The organism is Rhodococcus sp. NPDC047139, from assembly GCF_040643435.1.
Lineage (GTDB): Bacteria > Actinomycetota > Actinomycetes > Mycobacteriales > Mycobacteriaceae > Rhodococcus.
Map to the genome: position 1 here is coordinate 133165 of NZ_JBEYUH010000004.1, position 25675 is coordinate 158839.

28 protein-coding genes and 1 pseudogene are annotated in these 25675 nt (G+C 65.4%); 18 read left to right on the forward strand and 11 right to left on the reverse strand.

Features of this window, described 5'->3' with window-relative positions; translation table 11 throughout:
* The first annotated feature begins 97 nt into the window (after positions 1-97).
* Genes ABZ789_RS06375 through ABZ789_RS06395 form a run of 5 tightly spaced genes read left to right on the forward strand, consistent with a single transcriptional unit; the run spans position 98 to position 6242 of the window.
* Complete coding sequence (locus ABZ789_RS06375) at positions 98-1816, forward strand: CocE/NonD family hydrolase (protein ID WP_358420606.1); 1719 nt, start codon at positions 98-100, stop codon at positions 1814-1816.
* A 28-nt stretch (positions 1817-1844) separates the two neighbouring features.
* Entirely contained in the window at positions 1845-2726 is an 882-nt protein-coding gene (locus ABZ789_RS06380) for an alpha/beta fold hydrolase (protein WP_358420609.1), read from the forward strand.
* 14 nt (positions 2727-2740) lie between these two features.
* Complete coding sequence (locus ABZ789_RS06385) at positions 2741-3049, forward strand: hypothetical protein (RefSeq protein WP_358420612.1); 309 nt, start codon at positions 2741-2743, stop codon at positions 3047-3049.
* Positions 3050-3093: 44 nt separating this feature from the next.
* Positions 3094-4587 (forward strand): FAD-dependent oxidoreductase, encoded by a 1494-nt coding sequence (locus ABZ789_RS06390; protein WP_358420615.1) that lies wholly within the window; start codon positions 3094-3096, stop codon positions 4585-4587.
* The gene (locus tag ABZ789_RS06395; protein ID WP_358420618.1) at positions 4572-6242 is read left to right on the forward strand and encodes an FAD-dependent oxidoreductase; all 1671 of its coding nucleotides are present in this window, start codon (positions 4572-4574) and stop codon (positions 6240-6242) included. Before ABZ789_RS06390 ends, ABZ789_RS06395 begins: the two co-directional genes overlap by 16 nt.
* Here the strand turns inward: ABZ789_RS06395 and ABZ789_RS06400 are convergent.
* Positions 6211-7428 carry a zinc-dependent alcohol dehydrogenase gene (locus ABZ789_RS06400; protein ID WP_358420621.1) on the reverse strand — a complete coding sequence of 406 codons (1218 nt, stop codon included), beginning with the start codon at positions 7426-7428 and terminating at the stop codon, positions 6211-6213. The two genes, ABZ789_RS06395 and ABZ789_RS06400, sit on opposite strands and share 32 nt — an antisense overlap.
* 215 nt (positions 7429-7643) lie before the next feature.
* Positions 7644-7886, reverse strand: a pseudogene (locus ABZ789_RS06405) (ATP-binding protein); the annotation flags it as partial.
* A gap of 70 nt (positions 7887-7956) precedes the next feature.
* Here ABZ789_RS06405 and ABZ789_RS06410 point away from each other — a divergent pair.
* Together ABZ789_RS06410 and ABZ789_RS06415 are read left to right on the forward strand one after the other, a co-directional pair.
* A complete protein-coding gene (locus ABZ789_RS06410) occupies positions 7957-8196 on the forward strand; it encodes a hypothetical protein (protein ID WP_358420624.1) in 240 nt (79 codons plus the stop codon).
* Between the two features lie 414 nt (positions 8197-8610).
* A complete protein-coding gene (locus tag ABZ789_RS06415; RefSeq protein WP_358420627.1) occupies positions 8611-9081 on the forward strand; it encodes an SHOCT domain-containing protein in 471 nt (156 codons plus the stop codon).
* Between the two features lie 657 nt (positions 9082-9738).
* On the opposite strand, the gene ABZ789_RS06420 is transcribed toward ABZ789_RS06415, so the two are convergent.
* The 3 genes from ABZ789_RS06420 to ABZ789_RS06430 all read right to left on the reverse strand — a co-directional run bounded on the left by ABZ789_RS06420 (position 9739) and on the right by ABZ789_RS06430 (position 11740).
* Positions 9739-10587 carry a zeta toxin family protein gene (locus tag ABZ789_RS06420; RefSeq protein WP_358420630.1) on the reverse strand — a complete coding sequence of 283 codons (849 nt, stop codon included), beginning with the start codon at positions 10585-10587 and terminating at the stop codon, positions 9739-9741.
* Positions 10584-11057: a winged helix-turn-helix domain-containing protein gene (locus ABZ789_RS06425; protein ID WP_358420633.1), complete on the reverse strand. Its 474-nt coding sequence runs from the start codon at positions 11055-11057 to the stop codon at positions 10584-10586. The genes ABZ789_RS06420 and ABZ789_RS06425 overlap by 4 nt, the downstream gene beginning before the upstream one ends.
* Before the next feature lie 209 nt (positions 11058-11266).
* The gene (locus ABZ789_RS06430; RefSeq protein ID WP_358420636.1) at positions 11267-11740 is read right to left on the reverse strand and encodes a hypothetical protein; all 474 of its coding nucleotides are present in this window, start codon (positions 11738-11740) and stop codon (positions 11267-11269) included.
* Positions 11741-12081: 341 nt separating this feature from the next.
* On the opposite strand from ABZ789_RS06430, the gene ABZ789_RS06435 reads away from it, so the two are divergent.
* Complete coding sequence (locus tag ABZ789_RS06435) at positions 12082-12561, forward strand: TspO/MBR family protein (protein ID WP_358420639.1); 480 nt, start codon at positions 12082-12084, stop codon at positions 12559-12561.
* A gap of 9 nt (positions 12562-12570) precedes the next feature.
* Here ABZ789_RS06435 and ABZ789_RS06440 read toward each other — a convergent pair whose 3' ends face one another.
* Positions 12571-13122 carry a helix-turn-helix domain-containing protein gene (locus tag ABZ789_RS06440; RefSeq protein WP_358420641.1) on the reverse strand — a complete coding sequence of 184 codons (552 nt, stop codon included), beginning with the start codon at positions 13120-13122 and terminating at the stop codon, positions 12571-12573.
* Positions 13123-13204: 82 nt separating this feature from the next.
* Between ABZ789_RS06440 and ABZ789_RS06445 the strand changes: the two genes are divergently transcribed.
* From ABZ789_RS06445 to ABZ789_RS06465, 5 genes are all read left to right on the forward strand, one after another.
* Positions 13205-14662 carry a carotenoid oxygenase family protein gene (locus ABZ789_RS06445; protein WP_358420643.1) on the forward strand — a complete coding sequence of 486 codons (1458 nt, stop codon included), beginning with the start codon at positions 13205-13207 and terminating at the stop codon, positions 14660-14662.
* 41 nt (positions 14663-14703) lie between these two features.
* Positions 14704-14886 carry a hypothetical protein gene (locus ABZ789_RS06450; RefSeq protein WP_358420646.1) on the forward strand — a complete coding sequence of 61 codons (183 nt, stop codon included), beginning with the start codon at positions 14704-14706 and terminating at the stop codon, positions 14884-14886.
* Positions 14887-14996: 110 nt separating this feature from the next.
* The gene (locus ABZ789_RS06455) at positions 14997-15950 is read left to right on the forward strand and encodes an oxygenase MpaB family protein (RefSeq protein ID WP_358420649.1); all 954 of its coding nucleotides are present in this window, start codon (positions 14997-14999) and stop codon (positions 15948-15950) included.
* Between the two features lie 102 nt (positions 15951-16052).
* Positions 16053-17399, forward strand: a complete 1347-nt coding sequence (locus tag ABZ789_RS06460; protein ID WP_358420651.1) for a phosphotransferase family protein — start codon at positions 16053-16055, stop codon at positions 17397-17399.
* Positions 17400-17648: 249 nt separating this feature from the next.
* On the forward strand, positions 17649-18248 hold the full coding sequence (locus ABZ789_RS06465; RefSeq protein ID WP_358420654.1) for a TetR/AcrR family transcriptional regulator: 600 nt from the start codon (positions 17649-17651) through the stop codon (positions 18246-18248).
* Positions 18249-18374: 126 nt separating this feature from the next.
* On the opposite strand, the gene ABZ789_RS06470 is transcribed toward ABZ789_RS06465, so the two are convergent.
* Complete coding sequence (locus ABZ789_RS06470) at positions 18375-18695, reverse strand: GYD domain-containing protein (RefSeq protein ID WP_358420657.1); 321 nt, start codon at positions 18693-18695, stop codon at positions 18375-18377.
* 133 nt (positions 18696-18828) lie between these two features.
* Here ABZ789_RS06470 and ABZ789_RS06475 point away from each other — a divergent pair, with 133 nt between their 5' ends.
* On the forward strand, positions 18829-19236 hold the full coding sequence (locus ABZ789_RS06475) for a TIGR03618 family F420-dependent PPOX class oxidoreductase (RefSeq protein WP_358420660.1): 408 nt from the start codon (positions 18829-18831) through the stop codon (positions 19234-19236).
* Positions 19237-19258: 22 nt separating this feature from the next.
* On the opposite strand, the gene ABZ789_RS06480 is transcribed toward ABZ789_RS06475, so the two are convergent.
* Positions 19259-19840, reverse strand: a complete 582-nt coding sequence (locus tag ABZ789_RS06480) for an HdeD family acid-resistance protein (RefSeq protein WP_358420663.1) — start codon at positions 19838-19840, stop codon at positions 19259-19261.
* Positions 19841-19936: 96 nt separating this feature from the next.
* On the opposite strand from ABZ789_RS06480, the gene ABZ789_RS06485 reads away from it, so the two are divergent.
* Positions 19937-20749 (forward strand): DUF72 domain-containing protein, encoded by an 813-nt coding sequence (locus tag ABZ789_RS06485; protein WP_358420666.1) that lies wholly within the window; start codon positions 19937-19939, stop codon positions 20747-20749.
* Positions 20750-20780: 31 nt separating this feature from the next.
* The gene (locus tag ABZ789_RS06490; protein ID WP_358420669.1) at positions 20781-21260 is read left to right on the forward strand and encodes a hypothetical protein; all 480 of its coding nucleotides are present in this window, start codon (positions 20781-20783) and stop codon (positions 21258-21260) included.
* An 11-nt stretch (positions 21261-21271) separates the two neighbouring features.
* Here ABZ789_RS06490 and ABZ789_RS06495 read toward each other — a convergent pair whose 3' ends face one another.
* Positions 21272-21784: a MarR family transcriptional regulator gene (locus ABZ789_RS06495; protein ID WP_358420672.1), complete on the reverse strand. Its 513-nt coding sequence runs from the start codon at positions 21782-21784 to the stop codon at positions 21272-21274.
* 70 nt (positions 21785-21854) lie between these two features.
* On the opposite strand from ABZ789_RS06495, the gene ABZ789_RS06500 reads away from it, so the two are divergent.
* Positions 21855-23267, forward strand: coding sequence for an FUSC family protein (locus ABZ789_RS06500; protein ID WP_358420675.1), 1413 nt, complete (start codon positions 21855-21857; stop codon positions 23265-23267).
* Between the two features lie 26 nt (positions 23268-23293).
* Here ABZ789_RS06500 and ABZ789_RS06505 read toward each other — a convergent pair whose 3' ends face one another.
* Both ABZ789_RS06505 and ABZ789_RS06510 read right to left on the reverse strand, forming a co-directional pair.
* Positions 23294-23692, reverse strand: coding sequence for an Lsr2 family protein (locus ABZ789_RS06505; RefSeq protein ID WP_358420678.1), 399 nt, complete (start codon positions 23690-23692; stop codon positions 23294-23296).
* Between the two features lie 37 nt (positions 23693-23729).
* The gene (locus tag ABZ789_RS06510; protein WP_358420681.1) at positions 23730-24806 is read right to left on the reverse strand and encodes a nucleoside hydrolase; all 1077 of its coding nucleotides are present in this window, start codon (positions 24804-24806) and stop codon (positions 23730-23732) included.
* 59 nt (positions 24807-24865) lie between these two features.
* Here ABZ789_RS06510 and ABZ789_RS06515 point away from each other — a divergent pair, with 59 nt between their 5' ends.
* Positions 24866-25672, forward strand: coding sequence for an acyl-CoA thioesterase domain-containing protein (locus ABZ789_RS06515; protein ID WP_358420684.1), 807 nt, complete (start codon positions 24866-24868; stop codon positions 25670-25672).
* Positions 25673-25675: the final 3 nt, after the last annotated feature.

Sequence of the window (25675 nt, forward strand, 5' to 3'; positions counted from 1 at the left end):
GCGAAATGTTCTGGATCCGTGGTGACGGCAGAATCCGGTCCCATCCCCCGGCACAGAACTCTGTCGGCCGCCCGCCGCGACTTCTAAGTTCGCTCGTATGGGAACGTACAGTTCGGATCTGATCGTCCAGCGGAACATCGAAGTGCCGATGCGAGACGGCACGATCCTGCGGGCCGATCTCTACCGCCCCGCAGCCGAGGGCCCTTTCCCGGCACTGCTCCAGCGCACGCCGTACAGCAAGGACTTCGATCCCGGTCTCTGGGTGGTGCTCGACCCGATCAAGGCGGCCTCCGCCGGCTTCGCGGTCGTCGTCCAGGACGTTCGCGGGCGCGGGCGTTCCGACGGCGACTTCTACCCTTTCACCGCCGAAGCCCAGGACGGCGAGGACTCGGTGGCATGGGTGCGCGAACAGAGTTGGTGCAACGGGGCTGTCGGCATGTACGGCAGCTCGTACATGGCCGCCGCTGCGTGGCAGGCTGCCAAACGCTCACCCGATGGACTGATGGCCCTCGCTCCGTTCCAGGCCAGCAGCGATTACTACGAGGGACGCAGCTATCGTGGCGGCGCCTTCGAACTCGGTGCTCTGCTGGGTGTCTCGCTCAATGCCCTCGGCGGTGGCATCGCACACCGGATGATCAAACGCGGCGAGTTGCGTCCCTCCGCCGCACGCGAGGCACGGGAAGCCGTCAACGATCTGGCTCCCTGGGCGCGCACCGCGCCCGTCGAGAAGCTGCGCGAGACGGTTCTCGGGGACATCGCCCCGTTCTTCTTCGACTGGGCCGCCGCGAACGATCCCGCCTCCGAGATCTGGACCTCCTTGTCGGTGGAGTCCTGCTACCCGGATGTCGAAATGCCGGTTCTGCACCTCAGCTCGTGGTTCGACCAGGCGCACGTGGGCACCCTGCGCAATTTCGAGGGCATGACCACACGTGCCCCCGAATCGGTACGCGACCAGCAGTTCCTGCTCATGGGCCCGTGGGCGCACCGCGTTCCGCGGGGCAGCACCCTGGGCCAGTTGAAGATCGGCGACCTCTACTTCGGTACAGGCGCGATGTTCGACATGGACAACCTCCAGATCCGTTTCTTCCGTAGCGTTCTGGCCGGTGAGCCTGCGGCGTGGCCGTATCCGGAGCGCGTTCGGCTGTTCATGATGGGGGAGAACGTCTGGCGCGACTATCCGCAGTGGCCCCCGGCCGAGGCGCAGGTACGCCGTCTGCACCTGGCCGGCAACGGCACCGCGACCCGGCAGGACGGCAGCCTGTCCTGGGAAGTACCTGCGGTGGAGGTCTCCGACAGCTGGAGGCACGACCCGGAGAATCCCGTGCCCACGCTCGGCGGCGCCCACATGACCCCCGAAGCGGTCTGCCCGGCCGGCCCGGTCGAGCAGACCGAGGTGCAGCGACGGGACGACGTGGTGGTCTTCACCGGTCCCGAACTCACCGAGGATCTGGACGTCATCGGCTGGGTCGAAGCCGAACTGTGGGTGGACGGTAGTGCCGTGGAGGCCGACTATTCGATCACCCTCAGCGACGTCCATCCGGACGGTCGCAGTTACAACGTCTGCGACGGCTACCTGCACGTTCCCGCGGGCACCGCGACACCGGACGCTCCGTTGCGGATCGGCCTCGGAGCTACCGCACAGCGTTTCCGGACGGGTCATCGCATCCGCGTGCACATCGCAGGCAGTTCGTCACCACGCCATCCGATCGTCGGGGGTGTCGATGGCGCGGTGCGCACCCAGACCGTCCGTTCCGGGGGAGTGGCGGCCTCGGCGGTACTGCTTCCGGTCGTCGCCGCGGATTCGACCGCTCCCTGACCCGTTCGTCACCCCGATAGGAGACCAGATGCTGCACACGGTGGATACGACCCGTGAGGGGACACGACGCACGTTCGACGGCGTCACTCCGCTGAGCTACCACATCGCCGGCGAGGGAGAGACTCTCGTCATGCTGCACGGTTCCGGGCCCGGCGTCTCGGGATGGGGCAATTTCGGCGCCAACCTCCCGCTGTTCTCGCAGCACTTCCGCACTGTCATCCCCGACCAGCCCGGTTTCGGCCGAAGTCCGCGCCCGGAGATGGATCGCCCCTATCACCGGATCTCGTCGGACGCGATCGCTGCCCTCCTCGACGACCTGGGCGTGGAGAAGGCGCATGTCCTGGGCAACTCGATGGGCGGCAGCGTTGCGGCCCGCTTCGCACTCGATCATCCCGACCGTCTCGACAAGCTGGTGCTGATGGGGCCAGGCGGCGTCGGCGCCGCGATCTCGGCACCGTCCCCGCCCGAAGGGCTCTCTCGTCTGGTCGAGTTCGCTCACGACCCCACGCGCGAACGGCTGGTCGCATGGATGAAGACGATGGTCAGCGACAAGGCTTTCATCACCGAGGAACTCATCGAGGAACGGTGGCGCAACGCGATGGAGCCCGGAGCCATCGAGTGGCTTCGTCTCTTCTTCTCCCACATCGGCGGCAAGAGCAAGCGCCCCACCGAGGAGATCCCGTTGTGGGCCCAGGTACCCAAGATCGCAGCTCCGACCTTGATCACCTGGGGCCGTGACGACCGGGTGACCCCGCTGGAGATGGCGTGGCTTCCCCTGCGTCAGATGCGCGAGGTCGAGCTCCACGTCTTCTCGGGGTGCGGCCATTGGGCGATGACGGAGAAGCGTGAGCAGTTCGAGCGCGTGGTCATGGAATTCCTGACCCGCCCAGTTGCCACATCCGTGGCGTGAATCGGAGGTACGACATGCAGGTTCGTTCGGGTCAGCGCTACGTCAGCGCGGTGTGCGCGACGTCGATCGTGGTGGTCAAGGGGCCACAGTCCGATATCGATCTGCGGTGCGGCGGAGCGGCGATGCTGGCCGCCGGCAGCGAGGTCGAATCCCGCCCGGGACCCGCTGCGGGCTACGACCAGGGCACGATCATCGGTAAACGCTACTGGGACGAGGAGACCGGCCTCGAGGTCGTGTGCACCTCCGCGGGTCCGGGTTCACTGAGTCTTGGTGACCGCACTCTTCCGGAACGCCCTCCGCAGCCTCTTCCCTCCTCCGACTGATCCGCCGACCGACCAGACCGACCGATCCGTAGACAAGGAGTCCGGTGAACGACTTCGCAGCCCTGAAGGAGTCCGAGATCGTCGCGTGGGACCGACAGGTCGACGTGATCGTCGTCGGGTGCGGTGCCGCCGGCGTCTCGGCAGCGATCGAGGCGCGCACCGACGGCGCCGAGGTACTCGCGCTCGAGGCCGCCGGCGAATCCGGTGGCACCTCGGCGATGTCGGGGGGCCTCATCTACCTCGGGGGCGGAACGGCACTGCAGAAGGCATGCGGATTCGAGGACTCGCCGGAGCAGATGACCCGCTTCCTCCTGGCGGCGTGTGGTCCCCACGCCGACGAGGAGAAGGTGCGGATCTACTGCGAAGGCAGTGTGGCGCACTACGACTGGCTGGTCGAATGCGGTGTGCCGTTCAAGCCGTCCTTCTGGTCGGCTCCTACCGCGGAGCCGTGGAACGACGACGGGTTGATGTTCTCGGGTGGAGAGGATGCGGCGCCCTTCGCCGACCTCGCGAAGCCTGCACCCCGCGGGCACTGCCCCGCCGCACCGACGGCGTCGCGCCACGGAAGTGCCGGTGGGTTCCTCCTCATGCAGGTGCTCGCCCGCCGCGCAGCCGAACTCGGTGTCGAGCAGAGCAACAACACGCGCGTGCGACGCCTCGTCGTCGACGATCATGGTGCGGTGGTCGGAGTGGTCGCCCGCCGGTTCGGACAGGATATGTACCTGGCGGCGCGTCGCGGGGTGGTACTGGCAGCCGGTGGCTTCGTCCATGACGACCGACTGCTCTCCGAGCATGCTCCGGCCCTGGTCGGTACGGACAAACTCGGGGTGGAGGAGAACGACGGATCCGTGCTCCGAGCGGCGATGGCGGTCGGCGCCGCGACAGTGCACATGGATGCCGGCGAAGCTGCGTTCTCGGTTCCTCCCGCTCTGGTCAAGCCGGGCATACTCGTCGATGCCGAAGGCCGGCGGTTCATCAACGAGGATGCCTATCTCGGCCGGGTCGGACAACACGGACTCTTCCATCGTGGCGGGCGGGTCTGGCTCGTCCTCGACGAGAAGATCTTCGACGCCGCAGAAGAATTCCGCGGGCCGGTGCAACCCGATTTCGTCGCCGAAACCGTCGAGGAACTCGCGGAGGAAGCCGGTCTGCCGGTGAGTGCTCTCGTCGAGACCGTGGCGGCCTACAACCGGGCGGCCGAAGCCGGTCGCGACGAACAGTTCGGAAAAGCCGGGCGGTGGCTCGAACCCCTCCGGCCACCGTTCGCGGCCCTCGATGCCCGCGGACGATTCCGTACCTTCACTCTCGGCGGTCTCCGGACCGCCCCGGACGGAGTGGTGCTCGACCGCGAGGGTGTACCCGTGCCCGGCCTCTATGCAGCCGGCCGGATCACCTCCGGCATCCCCGCCACCGGCTACGTGAGTGGTGCCTCACTGGGGGATTGCACGTTCTTCGGCCGGCGTGCCGGGGCGTCGGCGGCCCTCGGGCGCACCGGCAATTCGACGGCAGTGGAGGTCGGCTCGTGCGCAATCAGGTGATCGACGACGCCGCACGGCATCCGTGGCAGGAGGTGTTCGACGTCGTCGTGGTCGGAAGCGGCGCAGCCGGTCTCGTCGCTGCGGTGACCGCCGCCGACGGTGGTGCGTCGGTGTTGTTGCTGGAGAAGAGCGACCGGCTCGGCGGGACGACGGCGCTGTCGGGCGGTGCGGCTTGGATTCCGGCCAACAGTCATTTCGGAGAACTGGGCGGGACCGATTCACGATCCGACGCACTCGCATATATCAGGGCACTGTGCGACGACCACGTTCCCGATCCCGCACTGGTCGACGTCTTCGTGGAGACCGCGCCGCAGATGCTGGCCTATCTGGAGGAGCACACTCCTCTGAAAACGGCCGCGATCCCCGGTTTCCCCGACTACTACCTGCACCTCGAAGATCTACCGGGCCGGACAGCGGGTGGCCGTGCCGTCGAGGCCCTGCCGTTCGCGGTCCGGGACGAACTCCCCGATCACGCCGACGCCCTGCCCATCCGTTCGACGTTGAACATACTGGGCGAAAGAACCACTCACGCCGAGGAACGGGCTCCGCAGGATCCCGACGAATTGGCGGAGTCGATCGCTCGGCGCACGGCCACCGATGTGCGGGTCAAGGGTGTCGCATTGGTGGCGCGATTGCTCCGCGGTCTTGTGGACCGTGGGGTGGCCGTCCGGACATCCAGTCCGGCCGATGGTCTGGTCCTCGCCGACGGAGAAGTGGTCGGTGTACGTACCGGTGGCGGCGCGGTCGCTGCCCGTCGGGCCGTCGTGCTGGCCAGCGGGGGTTTCGAGTGGGATCGCGATTCGGTCCGGGGCTTCATCGGATACGACGTCGTGCCCGTCAGTGCCCCCACGAATACCGGGGACGGACTGCAGATGGCGCTGGAGGCCGGTGCATCGGTGGCGAACATGCGGTCCTACTTCGGTACCGCCGTCGCCTACGACCCGACGGTGACGAACCATGACGTACCGGTCGCGCAGGCGGGCCTGCCGATACGTACTCACGCCGCATCGCTGATCGTCGATGCCCGGGGTGAACGGTTCCTGAACGAACACACCCGCTACAACGACTTTCCGAAGGTATTCGGCAATTTCGACACTCGAGGGCCGGGATTACCCAACCTCGGTCCGGCATGGCTGATCTTCGATGCCACCGCGCGTTCGCAGATGGCCGTCCTGTCGGCAGCTCCGGGCGACCCCGACCCGGACTGGTTGCATCCTTCACCCGACCTCGATCGGCTCGCACAGCGGTTGGACATCGATGCCGTGAGGTTGGCGGTGACGGTGGCGGAGTACAACGACTTCGCGAAGCGCGGGGAGGATCCGAAGTTCGGGCGCCGTGCGATGTCGCCGGTCGAGGTGGCGCCCTATTACGCACTGCGCGTACATCCGGGAATGTTGAGTACCACCGGTGGACCCCGCATCACCCGTCATGGTCAGGTGCTCCGGCGGGACGGTATGCCGCTCCCGGGTCTGTATGCGGCGGGGACCGTCGCTGCCGGTATTTTCGGTGATCTTTATCCTTCGGGCGGATCGCCCATTGCTATGGCGATGACTTTCGGTTTCCTGGCGGGGGGCCATGCTGCCACTGCTCCCGTACGCTCACTTCATGTCGGCACTTCGGCCCTCAGGGGGAGTCGACGTCGAGCACCGTCTTGATCCAGCCCTCTTCGCGAGTGTCGAACCGGCGATAGGCATCGAGGGCGTGGCGTGGGGCAGTTTCCTGAGTGATGAAGGCGGTGGGGTCGAGCGCACCGGAGGCGACCATGCCCAACAGCTTCGGGATATAGCGGCGATGGTTGCAATTGCCGGCCTGCACCGTCAGATTCCGGTTGGTCACCTCACCGAGGGGGAATCGGTCGAAGTTCGGCGGGTATACGCCGATGATGCCGATGCTCCCGGCCTTGGCGACGCACTGGGTCGCCCATCGCAACGCGAGGCTGGGGGCATCGCCGGGTACCCACAGGTTTCCGTCCGGCGAGGACTGTGGTGCGGCGAGTTGTCTTTCGGCATCGAAGGTTTCGGCCGGAACTGGTAAGTCGTCGGCCGCCGGGCCGGTCTCGGGGCGTTGAGCATCGACACCTACGGCGTCGACGACCCGGTCGACGCCGATGCCGCCGGTCAGGTCGAGCACCGTCTGGACGGGATCCTCGATGTTGAAGTTGACAGGTTCTGCGTTCTGGGCGCGGGCCATCTCGAGACGCGAGTCGATTCCGTCGACGACCAGGACGCGTGCGGCACCTTGTCTCTTGGCGGAGGCGATGGCGCATTGGCCTACGACGCCGGCACCGAGCACCAGGACGGTATCGCCTTCGGTGACCTGCGCCAGTCGGGCGCCGAACCAACCGGTGGGCAGGACGTCGGAGACCATGATGGCTTGTTCGTCGATGACCTCGTCGGGAACCTTCACCAAAGTGGTGGTGGCGTAGGGGATGCGAGCGTATTCGGCTTGCAGTCCGTCGACAGAGCCGGTGGCTTCGGGGCCACCGAAGAAGCTCGTGCCGGCCTGGGAGCCGTTGGGGTTGGCGTTATCGCATTGGGCGAAGTATCCGGCGCGGCAGTACGAGCAGTAGCCGCAGGAGATCGTCGAGCACACCACGACGCGGTCGCCGGGGCGGAAGCCGCGTACGTCCTCGCCGACCTCCTCGACCACTCCGACGGCTTCGTGTCCGAGGACGGTGCCGGGTTTCATGCCGGACATGGTGCCGCGGACCAGGTGCAGGTCGGTGCCGCAGATCGCGCTGGAGGTGACGCGGATGATGGCGTCGGTCGGTTCTTGCAGGGTGGGCATGGGGATCTCGTCGAGTCGGATGTCACCGACGTCGTGCCAGACGACAGCTTTCACAACAGGGCCTTTCATCGCAGAGGTATCTCGTGCTCGGGTGCCCGATCGCCTCGGCCTGAAACACTTGTCATGGTCGTAACAACGCGGATGCTCGATACGTACCCGAAGGATGACGGCAGCGTCGACAAGCCTCTGCCGGGAGGTGCTGTCCACTGTTGACGGCGCTCGAATGTTGGACGGTTCCGGTGCTCGAAAAGTGACCGGTTGAGGGCAGTTTAGTCTCCGTTGTTTCCGGTGGTGGTGCGGATGCTGGGAAGACTGTCGACGTTTCTGCCGCGCAGTCGGTAGCTGGCGCCTTTGAGGGTGAGCACATAGGCGTGATGGACGATCCGGTCGATCATTGCTGCGGCGACGGCCTGGTCACCGAAGGCTCCGCCCCGGCCGCTGAAGGGCAGATTGCTGGTCAGGATCAGTGAGGCGTGTTCGTAGCGGGACGAGACGAGTTGGAAGAACAGGTTGGGGCGTCCTGTGTCGGCCCGCGCGCCGACGTGGCGATCGAGCGGTAGATCGAGGAAACCGGAGGTGAGCATGATAAGTGACAAGCGCACATTCCGTCGCGGCAACGACCGGATCGCCCAGTTGACTGCGAAGACCGCCATTGCCGAGCAGGTCGAGCAGGCGGCGGTGTCGAAGATCGAACGCCGCAGCGATCTGTTGTTGTCGACACTGCGGGAGTACCTGGCAGCGACCGGTGTGGAGCATCCGCGGATCGTGGTGGAGAAGGACGGGGTGGAGGTCAGCCTGGAGCTGGATGCCTTCATCAGCTGAACAGTAGTGGCGAATCGGGGACTCATACGTCGGGACGATGGGACGCACCACCGCTCTGCGTGACGCAAGGGCGTCATGCAGAGCTGGGTGTTCCGTTGCCGGGGTAAATGTTTCGGCTTACTGGGTTCGGTCCCGGTGTGCCACGGGTTTGTGCGCAACAGCCCGATCACGTCGGCATGCAGATTGCTGTGAAGATCCGCGCAAGGGCGCGTGTGCCGGGATAGGGCTCATCTCTACCTGGACTGCTCCGAAGCATGTAAGCACCGGTCTGACCTGCCCGATGCCCGCCACGATGTCATTCGGACGATGGACAGGGCGGCGTGTCATCCCCGTCGATTCCGACAATGAGTGCCCTGAGCAAGGACTATGCGTCGGGCGTGTATATGCGCCGAACAGATTCTCGGAGGGACTGCTATGCCAACCAAGCACGCGTTGGGCTTCGGTAACGGAAAGATTTTGGAGTACGAGGACGGCACCGCCGCGTACATCAAGAGCGGGGAGTTCACTCAGGCTTGCCGCGTCAATATCGCCGACGTCAGGGGTTTTTCTGTCACTCGCAACGGCAAGATGCTTACGCGAATGCTTCACTTCCTGGGGAATGGGACGACGCTGGCGTCCGTGGAGGTCGCCCATGGGACATCTGAACTGATCGAGAAGTGGTTCCAGAGTCACCGGCTGTTCAATAGCAAAGCGATACCGACCACGCCTGCATCTGGTCAGGTCGCGCCGCCTGCGCCGCCTGCGCCGCCTGCGCCGCCTGCGCCGGCAGCAATGGCACCGTCCCTGATCGCCGATGAGCTTCGGAAGCTCGCCGAGCTGCGTAGCGAGGGGATTCTGACGTCGGAGGAGTTCGAAGTGCAGAAGGCGAAGCTCTTGGCGCTCTGACCGGCCATGGAGGGAGCGTCCCGCCGTGGTGACCGAGAGGTAGACGGTTACCGGATGACTACTAGTTCGGGTTTTCTCGGACCGGCGCGCGCACCGCGGTAGCGGGAGGGGCCGGCACCATCGGGTGTCGGTCCCTCCCGTCGTGTGAGGTGTGTGGTCTACAGTTCGTTTGGCGAAGTTGCACCGTGACGACTTTCTTGTCGTGGTCACCGCCATTGATGGTCGACCTCCGCCGCCGAAAGTGCGCCCACCGTCTTCGAAAGCTCATTCGCGCTGAGTAATCGGTCGATCTCTTTATATGGTCCCCGTGCCTCGTCGAGGTCGATCGAAGGTGCTCGGGTTCTTCCGGGTGCAGTCTCACAGTGGAGATTTCGCCGTCGACCTTCACGGCGCACGGCCCGTCGTCGGCGGGGCGCCAGTTTCCAGGTGGCTCGTTCGACGCCGCGATAGTCATGGACATACGGTGCCGTGACCGGTCGTCATTGCTTTCGTAGGGTTCACGCGCGTCAGTGTGGCTCGGGCGCTCCGGTGAGACTCCTGTACGGGGCGTGTGATTGTCGCGGGGCGTGGTGGGTGTTGTTGAGTGGTTCACCGGTAGCGTGGATCTGCCGACCAGGCGAAGTCGAATTCCTGCGTGTTGATGTCGGCGGTGAGTGATCAGCCGATATCGGCAGGGACAGGACTGCCGTTGTCGTCGCGTTCGTAGATGGTGACTGTGACCTCGAAACCATTCGAGACGGGGTGGTGGGCGAGCGCTGCGGCGTTGTCCGCACAGATCGACCGCTGGCCTGCGGCGGGATAGCAGGAGTCGATCGCTGCGGGTGGGGTGTAGCGGCCTCCCAGTTCGTCCTGTCGGTGGGTCCATTGCTGGCGGACTGTCCACCAGCGCTGGAGGGCTTGCTCGTGGGCGAGATTGCGTGGCACTTCGACCCCGAGGACGCGCACGCTGGTGTAGTCGGCGGCGGCGAGTTCGGTCAGCAATCGCCGGCCGTGGTCGGGCCAGCGCAGGGTGCCTTCGATGAGCACGTTTTCGTGCCGGTCAGTGCAGATCCGGCGGATCTGATCGATCAGTGCGGTCGATTCGTGGTGGACCAGCGCGGCGAGTTCGCGCGGCGCGATCGGGTGACCGTCGGCAAGACGGTGTTCGAGCAGGTCGTCGTAGATCCCCTCGTCGAGGGCCTGGCGGAGCAGATGGTCCTTGACCTCGTCGGCATCGAGACGTCGATAGTCCTGTAGGTCCGCGATCTGCTGGCTGAGCAGGGTAGATTTGCCGGCCCCGGGTGGCCCGGCGGTGATCAGCGCCGAGCAGCCTTCCCGTGGCGGCATGGGAGCCGAGTCGAGGTACCGGTCGATGACGGTTTTGCGGAACACCCGCCGGCGCACGGAGGTGGCATACAACTGCGTGGTGTTGCGTCGTGAGTCGGTGTTCAGGGGTGCGTCGGGTGCGGACAGGTCGGCGAGTTGCGCGGCGACGGCGTCGCGCAACAACAAGGAATCGTCATTCACACAGAACGCGCCGCCTGTTCGAGCTTGTCCTTGTTCTTGTCCATCAGGCTGGCGAGTTCGGATTCGGTGAGTTGGCCGCGGTAGAAGGCCCGTTCGACATCGTCCCAGCTGCCGGGCTCGTATGCGTCGGTGGCGACACCGCCGACTTTCGGGACGGTGCCGAAGGTGAAGGTCCAGCTCAGCAGCTGCTCCATCATCTTATCGGTGGTGATCTGCCCGGCGGTGCGCTGATCGATGATCTCGGCGGGGGTCGGCTCGAGCACTGTGGGGTTCTCGGCGCTTTGGCGCAGCAAGCGGTGCACGGTGGCCTGGGAGACGTCGAGGTGCTGTTCGATGGCGCGTTGCCGCATGCCGGCCTTGTGGGCGCGGGCTACGACCCGCAGCAGTGCGCGGTTGTTCAGCCGTAGCCGGGCGGCGACCTCGTCGAGTTCGGCGGCTGCCTGGTCGCGGGTGATGTCCATGGTGCTCATCTGTCCCACCTCCTCTGATTCAGAATGAATCACCTTCAGGATAGCAGGACAACTTCTATCCGGATCTTCCACCGCCTCTCGCGAAGAGCCGACTGGTCAACCAGCAGCTGTCCTAGCATGCCCCGCCGTGCCCCACCCTCACCGCACTCGTCTCGCGCTGGAGGAGTGGGTCTTCGACATCGGTCTCGAGCGATCAGGTGTTGCCGGGTTCACCAGCTGCTACTGGCAAGGCGTGCGTCGGCGCGCTCGACGATGGTGGTGATCATGGTGTCGATGTTTTCGTGGGGATGTGTGGCGGGCAGGCCGGGGATGACGGGGTCCGACATGACCTCGAGCAGGACTGCGTAGGGCCCGTTGGACCAGCTCACGCGTGAGATGCCGAGTTCGGTGTTGATGATCTTCGCGCCGCCTCGGAGGGGGCCGAAGGGAACTCGGGTGCCGCCGTCGATCAAGAACCTTTGGTCGTTGCTGGTGTTGTAGTCGGCGGCTTCGCGGGCCGACTCCGGGGTGTTGTGCAGGTCGATTTCGACGATGATGCTGGCGTCGGCGTTGCCGCATGCGTAGGTGGCGAGGACATCACCGCGGGCGGTCGATTCCGGGGCGCTGGGAGCCTGCTCGGTCCGGTCGCTGAATCCGCCGGCGGTCAGGACGCCGGCCTCGAGCAGGGCGCAGGCGTTGTGCACGGGAGTGGCAAGACGGCGGAACGGTCCACGTCGGTGCCGGACTGTGGTGTGGGATCGACTGCGGGCTCGGCCTCACCTACGTCCTCGGGCAGGCCGACGGACGGTGGGCAGTGACCGGAACGACTGGACCAGTCTCAGTTTCGTGACGAAGTGATCACCAAGAAGTGGGATGGGTGGGATGTAGGACCGCGGTTCGAGTCGAGGGATCGTTGTCAGTCGTCGTGGTCGGGCTCGTCAGTTTCCGCTGCCGCTCGACGCTTGTCCTCTCCGAGCCGACTGTTTCCCGAATGTCCGGCTCGGGTAGACCACGAGCATCCACCACCGACAGGAGCCGAGACGCCATGAAGCTCAGCACCGTGCTCGCAACCGCCGCTGCTACGACGACAACGGCCATCGTCGGATCGATCGCCTCCCGAGACTCCGATTCCCGGTGGTTCCGCAAGCTCCGCAAGCCCGGTTTCCAGCCCCCTGCCGAAGTCTTCCCGATCGTATGGACCGCGCTCTACGCGGATATCGCAGTGACCTCGGCTGTCGCGATCGACGAGTACACCGGCGCCGCCGATTACGAGGGCCGGCGTAAGTACATCACTGCGCTCGCCACGAACCTTGTCCTCAATGCGTCGTGGTCGTGGGTGTTCTTCAAGTGGCATCGGCTGATGCCGTCCACTCTGGTGGCCGCTGCGCTCGCGGTCAGCACGGCTGATCTCACCCGGCGGACAGCCGAGGCGAGCCCCGCAGCCGGAGCTGCCCTTGCCCCGTACTCGGCGTGGACCGCCTTCGCCACGGTGCTCACCGGGCGGATCACGAAACTCAATCGCTGATTCGGACCCTCACGGGCGGTAGATCGCTTCGGTGATATATGCGGCGATGTCGGCGTGGCTCATGTGCCGGGCGGGGGAGAGCAGTTGAGTGAAGACCACGCCGACCATGAATTCCACGGCCGCCTCCGGCGTCGGTCCGAGATGTTGCGCCAAGGGTGAATCGGCGATGTGAGTCAGTGCCCGTTCGGTGACGATGTCGACGAGCGTGCTGCCTCCCTCGGAACGGATGAGCCAGGGGGTCAGTGCCGAGCCGTCGATGCGCAGAGCGGCCTGCAGGGCGTCGTTGCCGGCGTTGTAGTCCAGAACCTCGCGCACGAGCATGTGTACGGTCTGCCGCGGTTCGTCCGCGAACCGGAGTCGGCCGAGTACGAGTCGCTCGAGCGTGTCGAGTTCGTGGGCCACGATCACGCCGAGCAGATGCTCTTTCGACGCATAGCGACGGTATATGGTCGCCCGGCTGATTCCGGCTTCCCGGGCGACGGCCGCGAGAGACAGTGCGCCGACGCCGACACGCCGCACCACTGCCCGAGCCGCTGCAATCACGTCATCGCCATTCGTCACCGGCCAAGCCTATCTACCACGGTCACCCCTCCGGAATGAGACTTATCTTCACAATCTGTCTCAGATGTGCGACGGTCGATGCATGATTGTTGCAACCGGAGCGTCCGAGCGGGTTGTCGACGAACTCGGAGGATCGCCGTGGGATTCCCAGCATCGAGAATTCGACTACGAGCTGCGTGATATCGAAGGTGTGATTCCCGAGGAACTGCGGGGCACCCTCTATCGAATCGGGCCTGGCCGCCTCGACCTCGACGGTCATCCCATGAGTCATATCTTCGACGGCGACGGAATGGTCTCCCGGATCCGTATCGGACCGGACGGGCTGCACTACCGGAATCGATATGTGCGCACGAAGGCGTTCGAGCGGACCAACGAGACACGGCGTCCTGCCAAAGGGTTCAGCACACAGCGACTCGGAGGTCCGCTCGCCAACGCGCTGAGGTTCCCGGCGAATCTCGCGAACACCAGCGTGCTGTTGCACGACGACGAGCTCTACGCCCTCTGGGAGGGAGGGCGCCCGCATCGACTCGACGCGGAGACCCTGCAGACTTTCGGTCCCGAATCGTTCGGCGGTGCGTTGAAGCGCCTCGGCGCATTCTCCGCGCATCCGAAGGTCGATCCGAATACCGGAGAGGTCTTCAACTTCGGGCTCGATTTCTTCCCCCGGCCGGTGATCCGCTGCTACCGGCTGGAGCGCGGCGGACGGCTCCATGGGCTCGCGACGATCCCGATCCCCAAGCTCGGGTTCGTTCACGACTTCGCTCTCACCGAGCGGCATATGGTGTTCGTGCTCGGGCCACTGGTGGTCCGCAATCCGGTTCCGGTCGCCCTGGGGCTGCGCCCCTTCGACGACGCGTTGTCGTACCGGCCGGAACTCGGCACCACCATCGTGCTGGTACCGCGGGACGGAAGTGAGTCGACCGTCTTCGAATACGACGCGCTGTTCCACTTCCACGTCACCAACGCCCACGAGTCCGGGGACCGCACGGTCGTCGAACTCGTCGTGCACGATCCCGTCGACGGTTGGGAAGGCTGGAACGGCCACCTGCGCAACTACCACGGAGACGCGGGACCGGCCTTCGGTGGCACGCTCACGCGACTGTCCGTCGACCGCAGGACCGGCCACATCACCGCGACCGCGCTCGACGACCGTGGGTGCGAGTTCCCCCAGCTCGACCCGCGCTTCGCCACCACCGAACACCGCTTCAGCTACCTCGCGTCCGCCTCGGTTCCGGGTGGAGACCCCGACTCGATCACCACGATCGACCACCACACGGGCGCAGCGAGTCGATACACGGCCGGCGCGAACAACACCGTGTGCGAGCCGTTGTTCGCGCCGCGCGGCGGTGCCGAGGGCGACGGCTGGCTGCTGACCTTGGAACACCAGCCCGCACGCAAGAGCAGCAGGCTCGTCGTCCTCCGTGCGGACCGCCCGAGCGACGGTCCCGTCGCTGCGGTACAACTGCGCCACCACGTCCCGATGACCTTCCACGGTGCATTTCGTCCCGATGGTCCTGCCGGACCGGGCTACCGGAAGTAGACCGACGGAAACTCGGGACCGGCATGGGCGATGATGGAGGCATGCTGGAAACACCCGTCGTCATCGGTATCGGATCCATCTGCTTGGGTTTCGTCTTCTTCATGCTCGCCGCGACGGGAACGCGCTCACGCTGGAACAGGAAGGTCACGATCACGCTCTTCGTGATCGCGATCGTGTTCATGACGATCATCCCGGTCATCGGCGCGGTGGGGTTCGCGGCGTGAGGTCCCGAAGATGCGGCCGGGCGGAAGGCGGTCGTTGGCGTCGCACAGGACAACTGGAAACATACGTTTCCTGATTCAGCGGAAGCAGTCCTTTCGGCGAAGGGGGTGGCATGGCGTCTCCGGCGTCACTCGGCGGTGCCACCGAAGATCACGGATACTTCGGCCCCGACTCGCTCGCCTGGCGGATCTTCCTTCATCCGGCGACACAAGTGATGATCGCGCAGATCACGAACGTGCTGGAATCACCGCACATCGCCTTCCAGTACGTGCTTTCCGAGCACGATCCCGTCTTCGGTGCGCATCGACGCAGCAGGCACGTGCCGCCCGGGCGACCGGTGACCTTCCACGATCGGATCGTGCGGACCGTCGGCGTCCCGGCGCCGATCCTGTTCGGTTCGCGTGCGGAGGCCGACACCGCTGCGAGACAACTGTTCGCCTATCACCGCCCCATGCACGGGACGATCGGTGAGACGGGTGAGCCCTACTCCGCGACGAGCACAGCGAACATGCTGTTCGCGGCGGTGACTATCGCACACGCTGCGCTGCTCGCCTACGAGCACTTCGCGTACGTCGGCGGCAGGCGCGTACCTTCGCTCACCGACGACGAGGTGCGCCGCTATCTCGCCGAGACGGCCCAACTCGCGGTGCTGATGGGAGTGCCGCGCGAGGAGTTCCCGCGCACCCCGGACGAATTGGAGAGCTACTACGACTCGGTGTCGGGTTCGTTCTACGACAAGCGTGGCTGGTGGGGCGACCGGATCCGGGCGTTGGGCAATCTCGTCCGACCCGGCGGAGGCCGCCGTGTTCGCGACGTGCTGGCCGACGCCGTGCTGCTGCTGTCGGAACTGATGTCGCTGGCGGTCGTCCCCTCGCGCTTCCGGCGGCACAACGGCCTGCCCGCGGTACTCGACCCGCTACCGAAAGCGGCCTACCTGCTGTCGTTGCCCGTCTTTCGGATCGTCGCCGGACGCGCGCGGATCCGGAAACTGGTCGACGGCGCCTACTGCCGCGGTGACGCCCACATCCACGATCTGCTTGCCGAAGCCCGAGCGGCGATGCGGTAATCGGCGTCTCGTCCCACCGGGTAACTTCTGCGACGGAAGTGCTCACACACCTCGGATCGCCGTGGAAGTATCCCGGCAAGGAAAAAGAACAGGGAGGTCGTTGTGGGTAGCGTCAGTGGTGAGATGAAAGACGCACTGACGATGCGCCTTTCGTCGGTGCTCGGTGGTCGGTGGATGTTGCGGCGCATCGAGCGGCTCACCGGCGGTGCGAGCCGGGAGACGTGGGCGCTCACAGCAGTGTCGGCCGCCGGGGCTGCCCGGGAGCTGATCCTGCGGCGCGACCCGCCGGGGCGCGAGGATGCACACAGGATCGCGATGGAAGCCGCGGCGTTCGAGGAGGCGGCGCGCGTCGGTGTTCCCGTACCCGATGTGATCGACCGCAGCGGAGACGAACCGCACCCCGGAATCGGCGCTTATCTGGTCATGTCCCGGGTGCCAGGTGAGGCACTGCCGCAGAAGCTTTTGCGCGACGACGACCTGGCCGGGGTCCGTGCCGAGCTGCCCTACGAACTCGGGCGCATCCTTGCGAAGATCCACCGTATGGATATCGGGGCCGTCCCGCACCTGCCGGAATACGATCCACTGTCGTTCCTGTTCGACGAGTACGCCGCTACCGGGACACCCGTGCCGGCACTCGAGGCGGCCTTCGCCTGGCTGACGGATAATCGGCCGACGGCGACCGGTAAAACGTTCGTGCACGGAGACTTCCGTAACGGAAATCTGCTCATCGATACCGGTGGGGTACGCGGAGTCCTCGACTGGGAGCTGGCCCACGTCGGTGATCCGATGGAGGATCTCGGGTGGCTGTGCACCCGAACGTGGCGGTTCGGGGCACCGCACGCGGTTGGTGGCTTCGGTTCCCGTGAAGACCTGTTTCGCGGTTACGCGGACGAGTCGGGGCAGACACCCGATCCCGAAGTCGTCCACTGGTGGGAGATCTTCGGATCATTGCGGTGGGCGGTGATCTGCCGGATTCAGGCCGCTGCCGCGCCGTCGGGCGGCGACAACGCACTCGAACTGCTCGCCATCGGGCGCCGTGTCGCCGAGTGCGAACACGACCTGCTGGATCTGCTCGACGTCCCTCCCTACGACGACACGACGACATCCACTCCCGAGCCGGACCTACTCGGAACGCCACCCGTAGAGGAATTGCTCGACGCCGTCCGGGAATTCGTCCTCGAGGTCGGTTCCGCCGCCGATGCGAAGACGCGCTACCGGAGCCGGGTTGCGGCGCACGTACTCGGAATCGCCGCGCGTGAGGCCCTCATTGCTCCGGCAATGCGTGAGACGTACGGAGTGCGGCTCGCCGGGCTCGGCTACCGCTCGGAGACCGAACTTGCCCTCGGCGTGCGTGCAGGACGAGATCGCCTCGACGACGAGCATGTCGCCGAGGTGGTCAGGGGGTTGGCCGCGAACCGGCTGAAGATCGCGAACCCGAAATATCGATGAGGATCAGCGCGGGCCGGCGACCGCCGCACCGCGGGCGCCGGCGAGCGCGAAGGGGTTCTCGTCCCAGCCGTCCTCGAGCCGGGCGATGCGTTCGTCCAGGGACGGCTCGGGGCGGGGGAGGGGACACAGATCCGCCGAGACACGTTTGGCTAACGATCGTTCACGTGATTTGGGCCATATCGCCGCCGTTTCTTTCCGCCGATGGGAATGTTGTTGCTGGTCGGCGGCTCTTGTGCTTACTGTGCAGGGATGAACAACCGGTCGAACGGTGCGTCGTCGTCCATTCGCGAACGGATCCTCGAAACTGCACTCGACGAGTTCTACGAGTGCGGCTTTCATGGCGCGACGATGCGCAAGATTGCCAAAGCCGCAGGTTGTAGCGCTGCCAATGTTTACAACCACTTCGAGAACAAGTCCGAACTCCTGGTGGAGATCCTTCGCCGCGCGAGCGACGAGCAGTTCACCGCGACCCGCAATGCACTTCGGAAGGCCGGCGCCGATCCTGCCGAACAGTGGCGAGCCGCGGTGGCCGCCCACGCTCTCTACACTGCGCGCAACCCGCGTGCCTGTCTCGTGGCGAACTCGGAACTGCGCTATCTCGGCGCGCTCGACCGCAAACGCGTGGTGGGCTCCCGGGACGCACAGGAGCAACTTTTCATTGATATTGCGGAAGATGCTGTGGCCCAAGGTTTGTTCACACTCGAAAGAGTGCGGCAGGGAGTTGCCGCGGTGCTGACGATGTGTGCCGGGATCCCGCTGTGGTTCCGGGAGGACGGTCCGCTCACGGCGCAGGAAGTGGCCGACGATTTCGCCGGGTACGCGCTCAATCTGGTCGGATACTCCCGATGAACCGTTGGCGTGCCCGGAGTGCCGTGCTGCGTCCGGTGAACAATCATTCATGACCTACTCCGGCCCGGGTCGGTCAACGTCTCGGGGCTGCGTCGCGAACTGGGACGTCGCCGGACGTGAATCCGCTCACCTGCCCGGAGAGCGGTACTCCGCATCGCGTCGCGCGGCTTCGTCGACCTGTTCCGGAGTGAGCAGGGCGATCGGCGTGGATCGTGCGGCTCCGGACGCGATGGTGCGGAGTTCGAGAGTCGCGGCCGCGATCTCGTCGGGCACCTCACCGAGGACGTACAGGTCGTGTCCGCCGAGCGCGAAGTACACGGATTCGACCGTGCCGCCTACACTTTCGACCATCTTGACGATGGCATCGCGACGGGACGTGCCACCGTCGGTGAGCAGACCGCGTGCGCCGTCCGCGGTGTAGTTCACCTGCCAGAGATATCGTGGCATGAGCCTCTCCTTCTTCGAGGATGTCGACTTCCATGGTCGGCCCACCCGCCGTCACCGGGGACTGTTTCACCGGTAATCGCAACCTTGTCTCGATACGATTCACCTCACTTCACCGCATCGAAAAAGGAGTGCCGTGCCGAAACGACCCATGCCCGACACCGTCGCCGAATTTCTCGCCCGGCCCAACTACGCCACCATCAGTTCGTTGCGTCCGGATGGCCAGCCCGTCTCCGTTCCGACCTGGTACATCTTCGAGAACGGACGCATCCTCGTGAACATGGACGAGAGTCGCAAGCGTCTCGAATATCTGCGCAACGATCCCCGGGTGAGCCTCTCGGCGATGGATCCGCAGGACTGGGTCACGCATGTCAGCATCCAGGGGCGTGTCGTGGAATTCGCTGACGATCCGTCGCTGGAGGACATCGACCGGATCTCGCGTCACTACACGGGGAATCCGTACTACGTACGGGAGAACAAGCGCGTGAACGCGTGGATCGAAATCGATCGCTGGCACGCGTGGGGTCGCCTTCGCGACGCATGAGAACCGGCGGGTAGGGCCGGGGTCAGAGGACCCCGGCCTTCTTCGCAGTGCTGCGCACCTGGAAGGCGAGGACGATCAGCACCACGCCGAACAGGATCGCATAGATGCCGAGCAGGACGATCAGACTCAGAATGCCCTCGCCGGGGAAGATCAGCAGCACGATTCCGAGCAGAACGGCGAGGACGCCCGCAAGCACCGACCATATCCATCCGGAGTCGTGGACCTTCCTGAATCGGATACCCCCGACGATGCCGGCGATGCCGAACAGGATGGCGTAGAACGCGATCACGTACAGCAGCGCCAACGCGGTGATGCCGGGCCAGAACAAGGCCACGAGACCGGCGATGACCGAGACGACAGCCATCGCGAGCCACCAACCCCAGCCCTCGATCTTGTCGCGGACCGAATGAACGGCGAGCACGATGCCGTCGACGATGACGTAGGCGGCGAAGACGATTACGAGTGCCCACACGGTGATGTTGGGCCAGACGAGGGCGACGATACCGAAGAGGACTGCGAGGATCCCGCGCAGCAGCACCACCCACCAGATCTGCTTGAACAACGATCGGAACGGATCATTGGAAGAAACCGAGCTCGCGGACATGAGGGCTCCTGGCATACGAGTGGTCGTGTAGCCCTGAGAATAGGCGCGATCCGCGGGTGCGCGTGTCGAATTGCCGGGTGAGGTTACGCTCGGGGGATGGCCACGGCGAGGATCGGAATATCCGGTTGGCGTTATCCGAGCTGGCGCGGCGACTTCTACCCCGATGGGCTCGTCCAGCGCCGAGAACTCGAATACGCCGCGCAGCGCTTCGGGTCGATCGAGATCAACGGATCGTTCTACTCGCTGCAACGTCCGAGCAGTTATCTCTCGTGGCGGGACGCGACGCCGGAGGGCTTCGTCTTCGCCGTCAAGGGAGGTCGCTTCGTCACCCACATGAAGCGACTCGCGGGTGTCGAGGATGCGCTGGCAAATTTCTTCGCCTCCGGCGTACTCGCACTCGGGCCGAAACTCGGACCGGTGCTGTGGCAGCTTCCTCCCACTCTCGGGTTCGAGAAGAACCGGCTCGCGGAGTTCTTCGCACAGCTGCCCCGTACGACTGCGGCCGCAACCGAACTCGCACGCCGGCACACCGACAAACTCTCCGAGGACCGGGCATGGGTGGACATCGACGCCGAACGCCCGTTGCGGCATGCCGTCGAAGTGCGGCATCCCGACCTTGCGAGCCCGGAAGCGGTGGAGTTCCTGCGCACCCACGACATCGGGCTCGTCGTCGCCGACGCCGCAGGAAAGTTCCCCTTTCTCACGGATGTTACGAGCGACTTCGTCTACGTGCGGATGCACGGAGACAAGGAGCTGTATGCGAGCGGGTACACACCCGAGGTTCTCGACGTGTGGGCCGAGCGGATCGACGGATGGGTGCACAGCGGAAAGGACGTCTACGTCTATTTCGACAACGACATGAAAGGCTATGCCCCACACGACGCGCTCGCGTTGCAGAAACGTCTGTGACCGAGTTGCCACGAAGGACGAGGAGATCGCTGTGTGGCCCGACCACTGGCCGAGAACGCCCCGTGAGATCGCGGCGGCCACCGCGGATGCGCTGGCCGCTGCACACGACGAGTCGGCACAGGCCTTCGACGACGCGGTCGTGGTTCTGATCGGTCTGCCCTACGAACAGGTCACGGCCGTCCATGCGGGCATGATTCGTGAACTGCTCGAAGAACTGCATCCTGACGGCCTGGCCGGAGAGGATGTCCAGGCGGTGCTCGAACGCTGCGTCCGGTCGGGGCTGCGGTGGTTGCCCTCGCTGGAACTCGACGCCGTCGTGGCCGTGCTGACGGGAGCGCTCGGTGTCTCCGATCCGGATGCCGAAGGCCCGAGGATCCGAGCCGAGCAGTATCTCGCTGCCGGGTTGCTCGTCGTAGCCGATCTGGTAGCGGCGCGCCGCGTGGCACCCGAACCGTATCTGCGTCGCGCCGTGAGCGAGATCGAACGAGCCGAGACGCAGGAAATGCCCTGACCTTCGGCGGGTCAGGACGGGTAGTGGTTCTCGACGTTGCGGACGACTCTGCGCAGGAGATCGGACAGGGTCTGCAGTTCGCCGTCGTCGAGTCCGTCGAGCATCTGCTTCTCGCGAGCCAAGCGACGCGGGAATTCCTTCTCGACCAGCGCGCGACCTTCGTCGGTCAGAGTGAGCAGCACGACACGACCGTCGCGTTCGAGTCGTTTGCGTTCGACGAGACCGAGTTTGGCGAGTCGTTCGGTGTGCTTCGTGGTCGAGGCCCCCGAAATGCCCGTGACGGAAGTGACTTCACTGGCCCGCAACGGATTGTCGCTGCGGGCGAGGGCGCTGAGTACCTCGTATTCGGTGCGGCTGATTCCGCTCGATTCGAGTTCCCGATCGAAGTGGGCGAGCGCGAGCGAGCCGATACGGGTGATACGGCCGATCACGTCTATGGGCCGGGCATCGATGTCCGGGTACCGGGCGGTCCATCCGAGACGTACGCGGTCGACGTAATCGGGCTGGGGCGGCTCGGAGGGCATGTGGCCAGTCTAACTGCATGCGAGGAGTAACTTCATAGATATTTTACTAGTGAAGTAATACGGTGGGCGGATGCTCTCCCTCCGATTCGAAGACCGCGTCCAACTCCGTCACACCCACGGAGCGCTCGCGCATTCACTGTCGGCGACCGCATGGAGGGATGCTCTCGAGCTGCGTCGCGGCGAGCCCACCGTGGCCGTCGCACTGCGCGTGGGGTTCGCGACGATGCTCGCGCTCGTCGTCGGAGGTCTGCTCGGTTACGAACAGGTGGCCGGCTTCGGCGCGCTCGGAGCGCTGACCAGTGCCTTTCTGCGTTACGAGCCGTACCCGCGTCTCGCGGCCCGCCTGCCCTGGGTCGGTCTCGGCATCGTCGGTTACACCGCCTTCGGTGCCGTGCTCGGAGCGGCCGGTGCTTCACTGTGGTTCCAGATCACAGTGCTGTCACTGGGTTCGGCCGTTGCCTACTGGGTGTTCGCGGCCTTCTCGGTCACCGGTCCGGGTCCGGTGATTCTCATCTTCGCAGCGGCTGGTGCTGCGGGTTTCGCCGACGAATGGAGTGATGTGGGCCTGGTCGCCGCAGCGGCGGCCGCCGGAGCAATGATCGGCTTCGCCATCGCACTGATGCCGGTACTGTCCCATCCTCATACGCCTGCCCGGATCGCGGTCGCGCGGGCTCTCGCGGCGGTCTCCGCGCTCGAAACCCGCGGTTCGGAAGCGGTTCCCGCAGCACGAGAAAGTATCCGAAAGGCCCGGGAGATCATCGCACTGAACGCGCCGCGACGACCGTGCCCCCACGTGCACGAATTGGTCGCACTGGTCGAGGCGGCGGAAACAGTCCTCGACAGCGGTTCGCGCGACACCCACCGCGCCGGGCGCGACGACTTCGCCAGGTTCGAGATCGAACTCCGGAAGGCGCGGCGCGACATCGCGATTCCGCGTGTCGATGTCGACGGATATCCGGTACCGCCCACGCCGCCCGGGTTCGTCCGTGAAGGATTCGGTCGGCTGCTCGACCGCCTCGTACTGATCGGAGGAGGCCGGGTCTTCGTCGCTTCGTTGCTCGCGGCGTCGTCGGCAGCACTCGTCGGGCTCGACCATCCCCTGTGGGCGTCGATGGGTGCCATGGCCGCGCTGCAAGGTCTGAACTACCGCAACACGGTTCAGCGCGCCATTCAACGTCTGATCGGAAATGTGGGAGGCGCCGTGATCGCGGCCGTGCTGCTGGCACTCGATCCGGGATACTGGCCGGTGGTCGCCGCTGTCGTGTTGTTCCAGACACTCACCGAACTCTCGATCACCCGGAACTATGCGCTCGCCTCGGTCGGAGTCACCGCCATGGCATTGCTGCTCACGGGACTCGGTCAGCACGCCGGTCCCGACGTCGCGTTGAGCCGGGTCGCCGACACTCTCGTCGGTGTGGTCGTCGGGGTGATCGTCGCTGCGGTCACCATCCGCCGCGACGACCGGCACCATCTCGTCGCCTGACGAGGTGATGCCGGCCGCGGTGATGCTCAGGAGTGGGCAGCCTCGAACTGCTCGAGGATGTGCCGCGGGATGCGGCCGCGCGAGCTGATGTCGTACCCCTCGTTGCGAGCCCAGTGCCGGATCGCCGCGAGTTGCTCAGGTGACCGAGTGGGGGGAATCGCCTTGTGGGTGCCCGATGTCCGGGTGCGCACCTTCGCGGGTGTTTTCTTCGGCGTGATCGTGCGAGCGTTCCGACCACGCTTGGCAGGCGACTTCTCGTGGAGCCACGGGCGGAGTACCGCCAGGAACTTGTCGGCATTGGCAGGCCGAAGATCGAGTTCGTACTCGTCGCCGTCGACCGTGATGCGGAATGACTGGGCCAGGCCGTCCATTATCGGTTGGCCGTCGATATCGTCGAAATATTGGACGCGCACTTTCTGTGCCACGTTTATCTCCTTGTCCCCGAACTGTGCGCCGTCGACGCTAGTTCTTACTCGGGGGTAGGTTCAAGTCGCGAATGTACGATCCCACCCGCTCGACGAAGTGATCGAAGAACTCGGCCGGCCGGGTGCCGGCAACAATATCCGTGTTCAGGGATCTTTTCCACATATCGGACAGATCGGCCACGGTGGTGCCACGGGTCAGCCGACCGTCGAGTTCGACGTCGACCGTCGCCGGGCGTGTCGTGTAGGGCACCGTGCCGAGCGCGACCGCGGCGGCGAAGGGGTCATGCACGTGTGCGAGAAACCCGAGTCCCTGATCGCGATGGAACTCCATGTAGAACCGCAGGGCGTCGGAGATGTGGCGTACGAGTGGGACGCCGGCCGATGACCGCGTGCCGCGCGGGGCGTCGGGTGAGAGCGCTTCCGAGAGAGGCACGCCCACGATATCCGCGATGCGGGAGACATGCTCGGGATACATCTCGATCGACTCGGTGACGTCGAGGGGGCACACGATCGTCCGCCTGTCCGCAGGCATGATCGAGAATGCGTCGAACACGACCTTGGCGGCTTCCGGATCCACCGCGACGTTCCATTCCGAGGTCGGGGTGGTGTTGCCGGGATGGTGGAAGCACCCACCCATGATCACGAGGCGGCGCATCCGCAACGGCAGGCCGGGGTCGAGGCGCAGGGCCAGTGCGAGGTTGGTGAGCGGGCCGGTGACGAGTCCGGTGAGCTCGCCCGGATGCTCGCGGGTGAGTTCGACCCATGCCTGCGCGGCGGACCGTGACGACGGCGCACGGGACGGCGAGGGAAGTTCGGCGTAACCGACACCGTGCGGACCGTGGGTGTCCTCAGTGGTCATCAGCGGCGCGACCAGCGGGACCTGCGATCCCGCAGCCACTTCGATGTCGGCCCGGCCGCACACCTCCAGCCAGGACAGCGTGTTGGTCGTGACCTGATCCACGGGCACGTTTCCCGCCGTGCACAGGGCGGCGACGATGTCGGCCTCGGGACTCGCGACGAGGTAGAGCAGTGCGAGGGCGTCGTCGATTCCGGTATCGACGTCGACGATCAGCCGGGTACGGGCGGGCGGCGCAGCGGGTTCGTGAACGTGCACGATTCCATCTTGGGGTATCCCGGTGAGCACGCCGAGGCCGGCATTGGGAGAATCGGCGAATGCACGAGCGCAAGAACCGCGGGTACTTCACCGAGGACGACGGTGTCTACCTGCCGACCAAGTATGCGACGAGCCCGTGGTCCGACAAGATGCTCAACGGACCGTGTGTGAGCGGTCTGGTGGCGCGTGAACTCGAGATCCACCACGCTGTCGAGGGTTTCGTTCCGGCTCGGTTCACGCTCGATCTCTTCACTCCGGTACGCAACGAGCCGATCACCTTCACCACCACCCGGGTGCGTGACGGCAATCGCATCCGTGTGGCCGACGCGAATCTGATGCAGGGCGGCCAGGTCGCGGCGCGTGCGACGCTGACCTTCCTCCGCAAGTCGGCGCCGCCACCCGGCTCCGTGTGGACGCGCGGTGAATCTCCGACCCCTCCGCCGGGATCGCAGGAAACGCAGCCCCGCCCGCTCGAATACTCCGCGTGGTACGGCAGCGATGGACCGGGATGGACCAGGGTGCGGGCGGAGCATCAGAACGCCGACCGGAAACGTTTGTGGTCACGGCAACTGCCGATCATCGTCGGTGAGGAGTTGTCGCCCTTCGTCAACACCGCCACCGTGGGGGAAGGCACATCTTTCGTGACCAACTGGTCGGACAAGGGTGTCGGTTACATCAATTCCGACGTCACCCTTGCGCTGTCCCGTCTGCCGGAGGGACTCGAGGTGGGTATCGAGGCCGACAACCACATCAGCAGTGAGGGCGTCGCCGTCGGCACCGCCGTATTGTTCGATCGTCTCGGTGCTTTCGGCACCGGAGTGGTGACCGCTCTCGCGAACGCGCACCGGCAGGTGGATTTCGGCTGATCT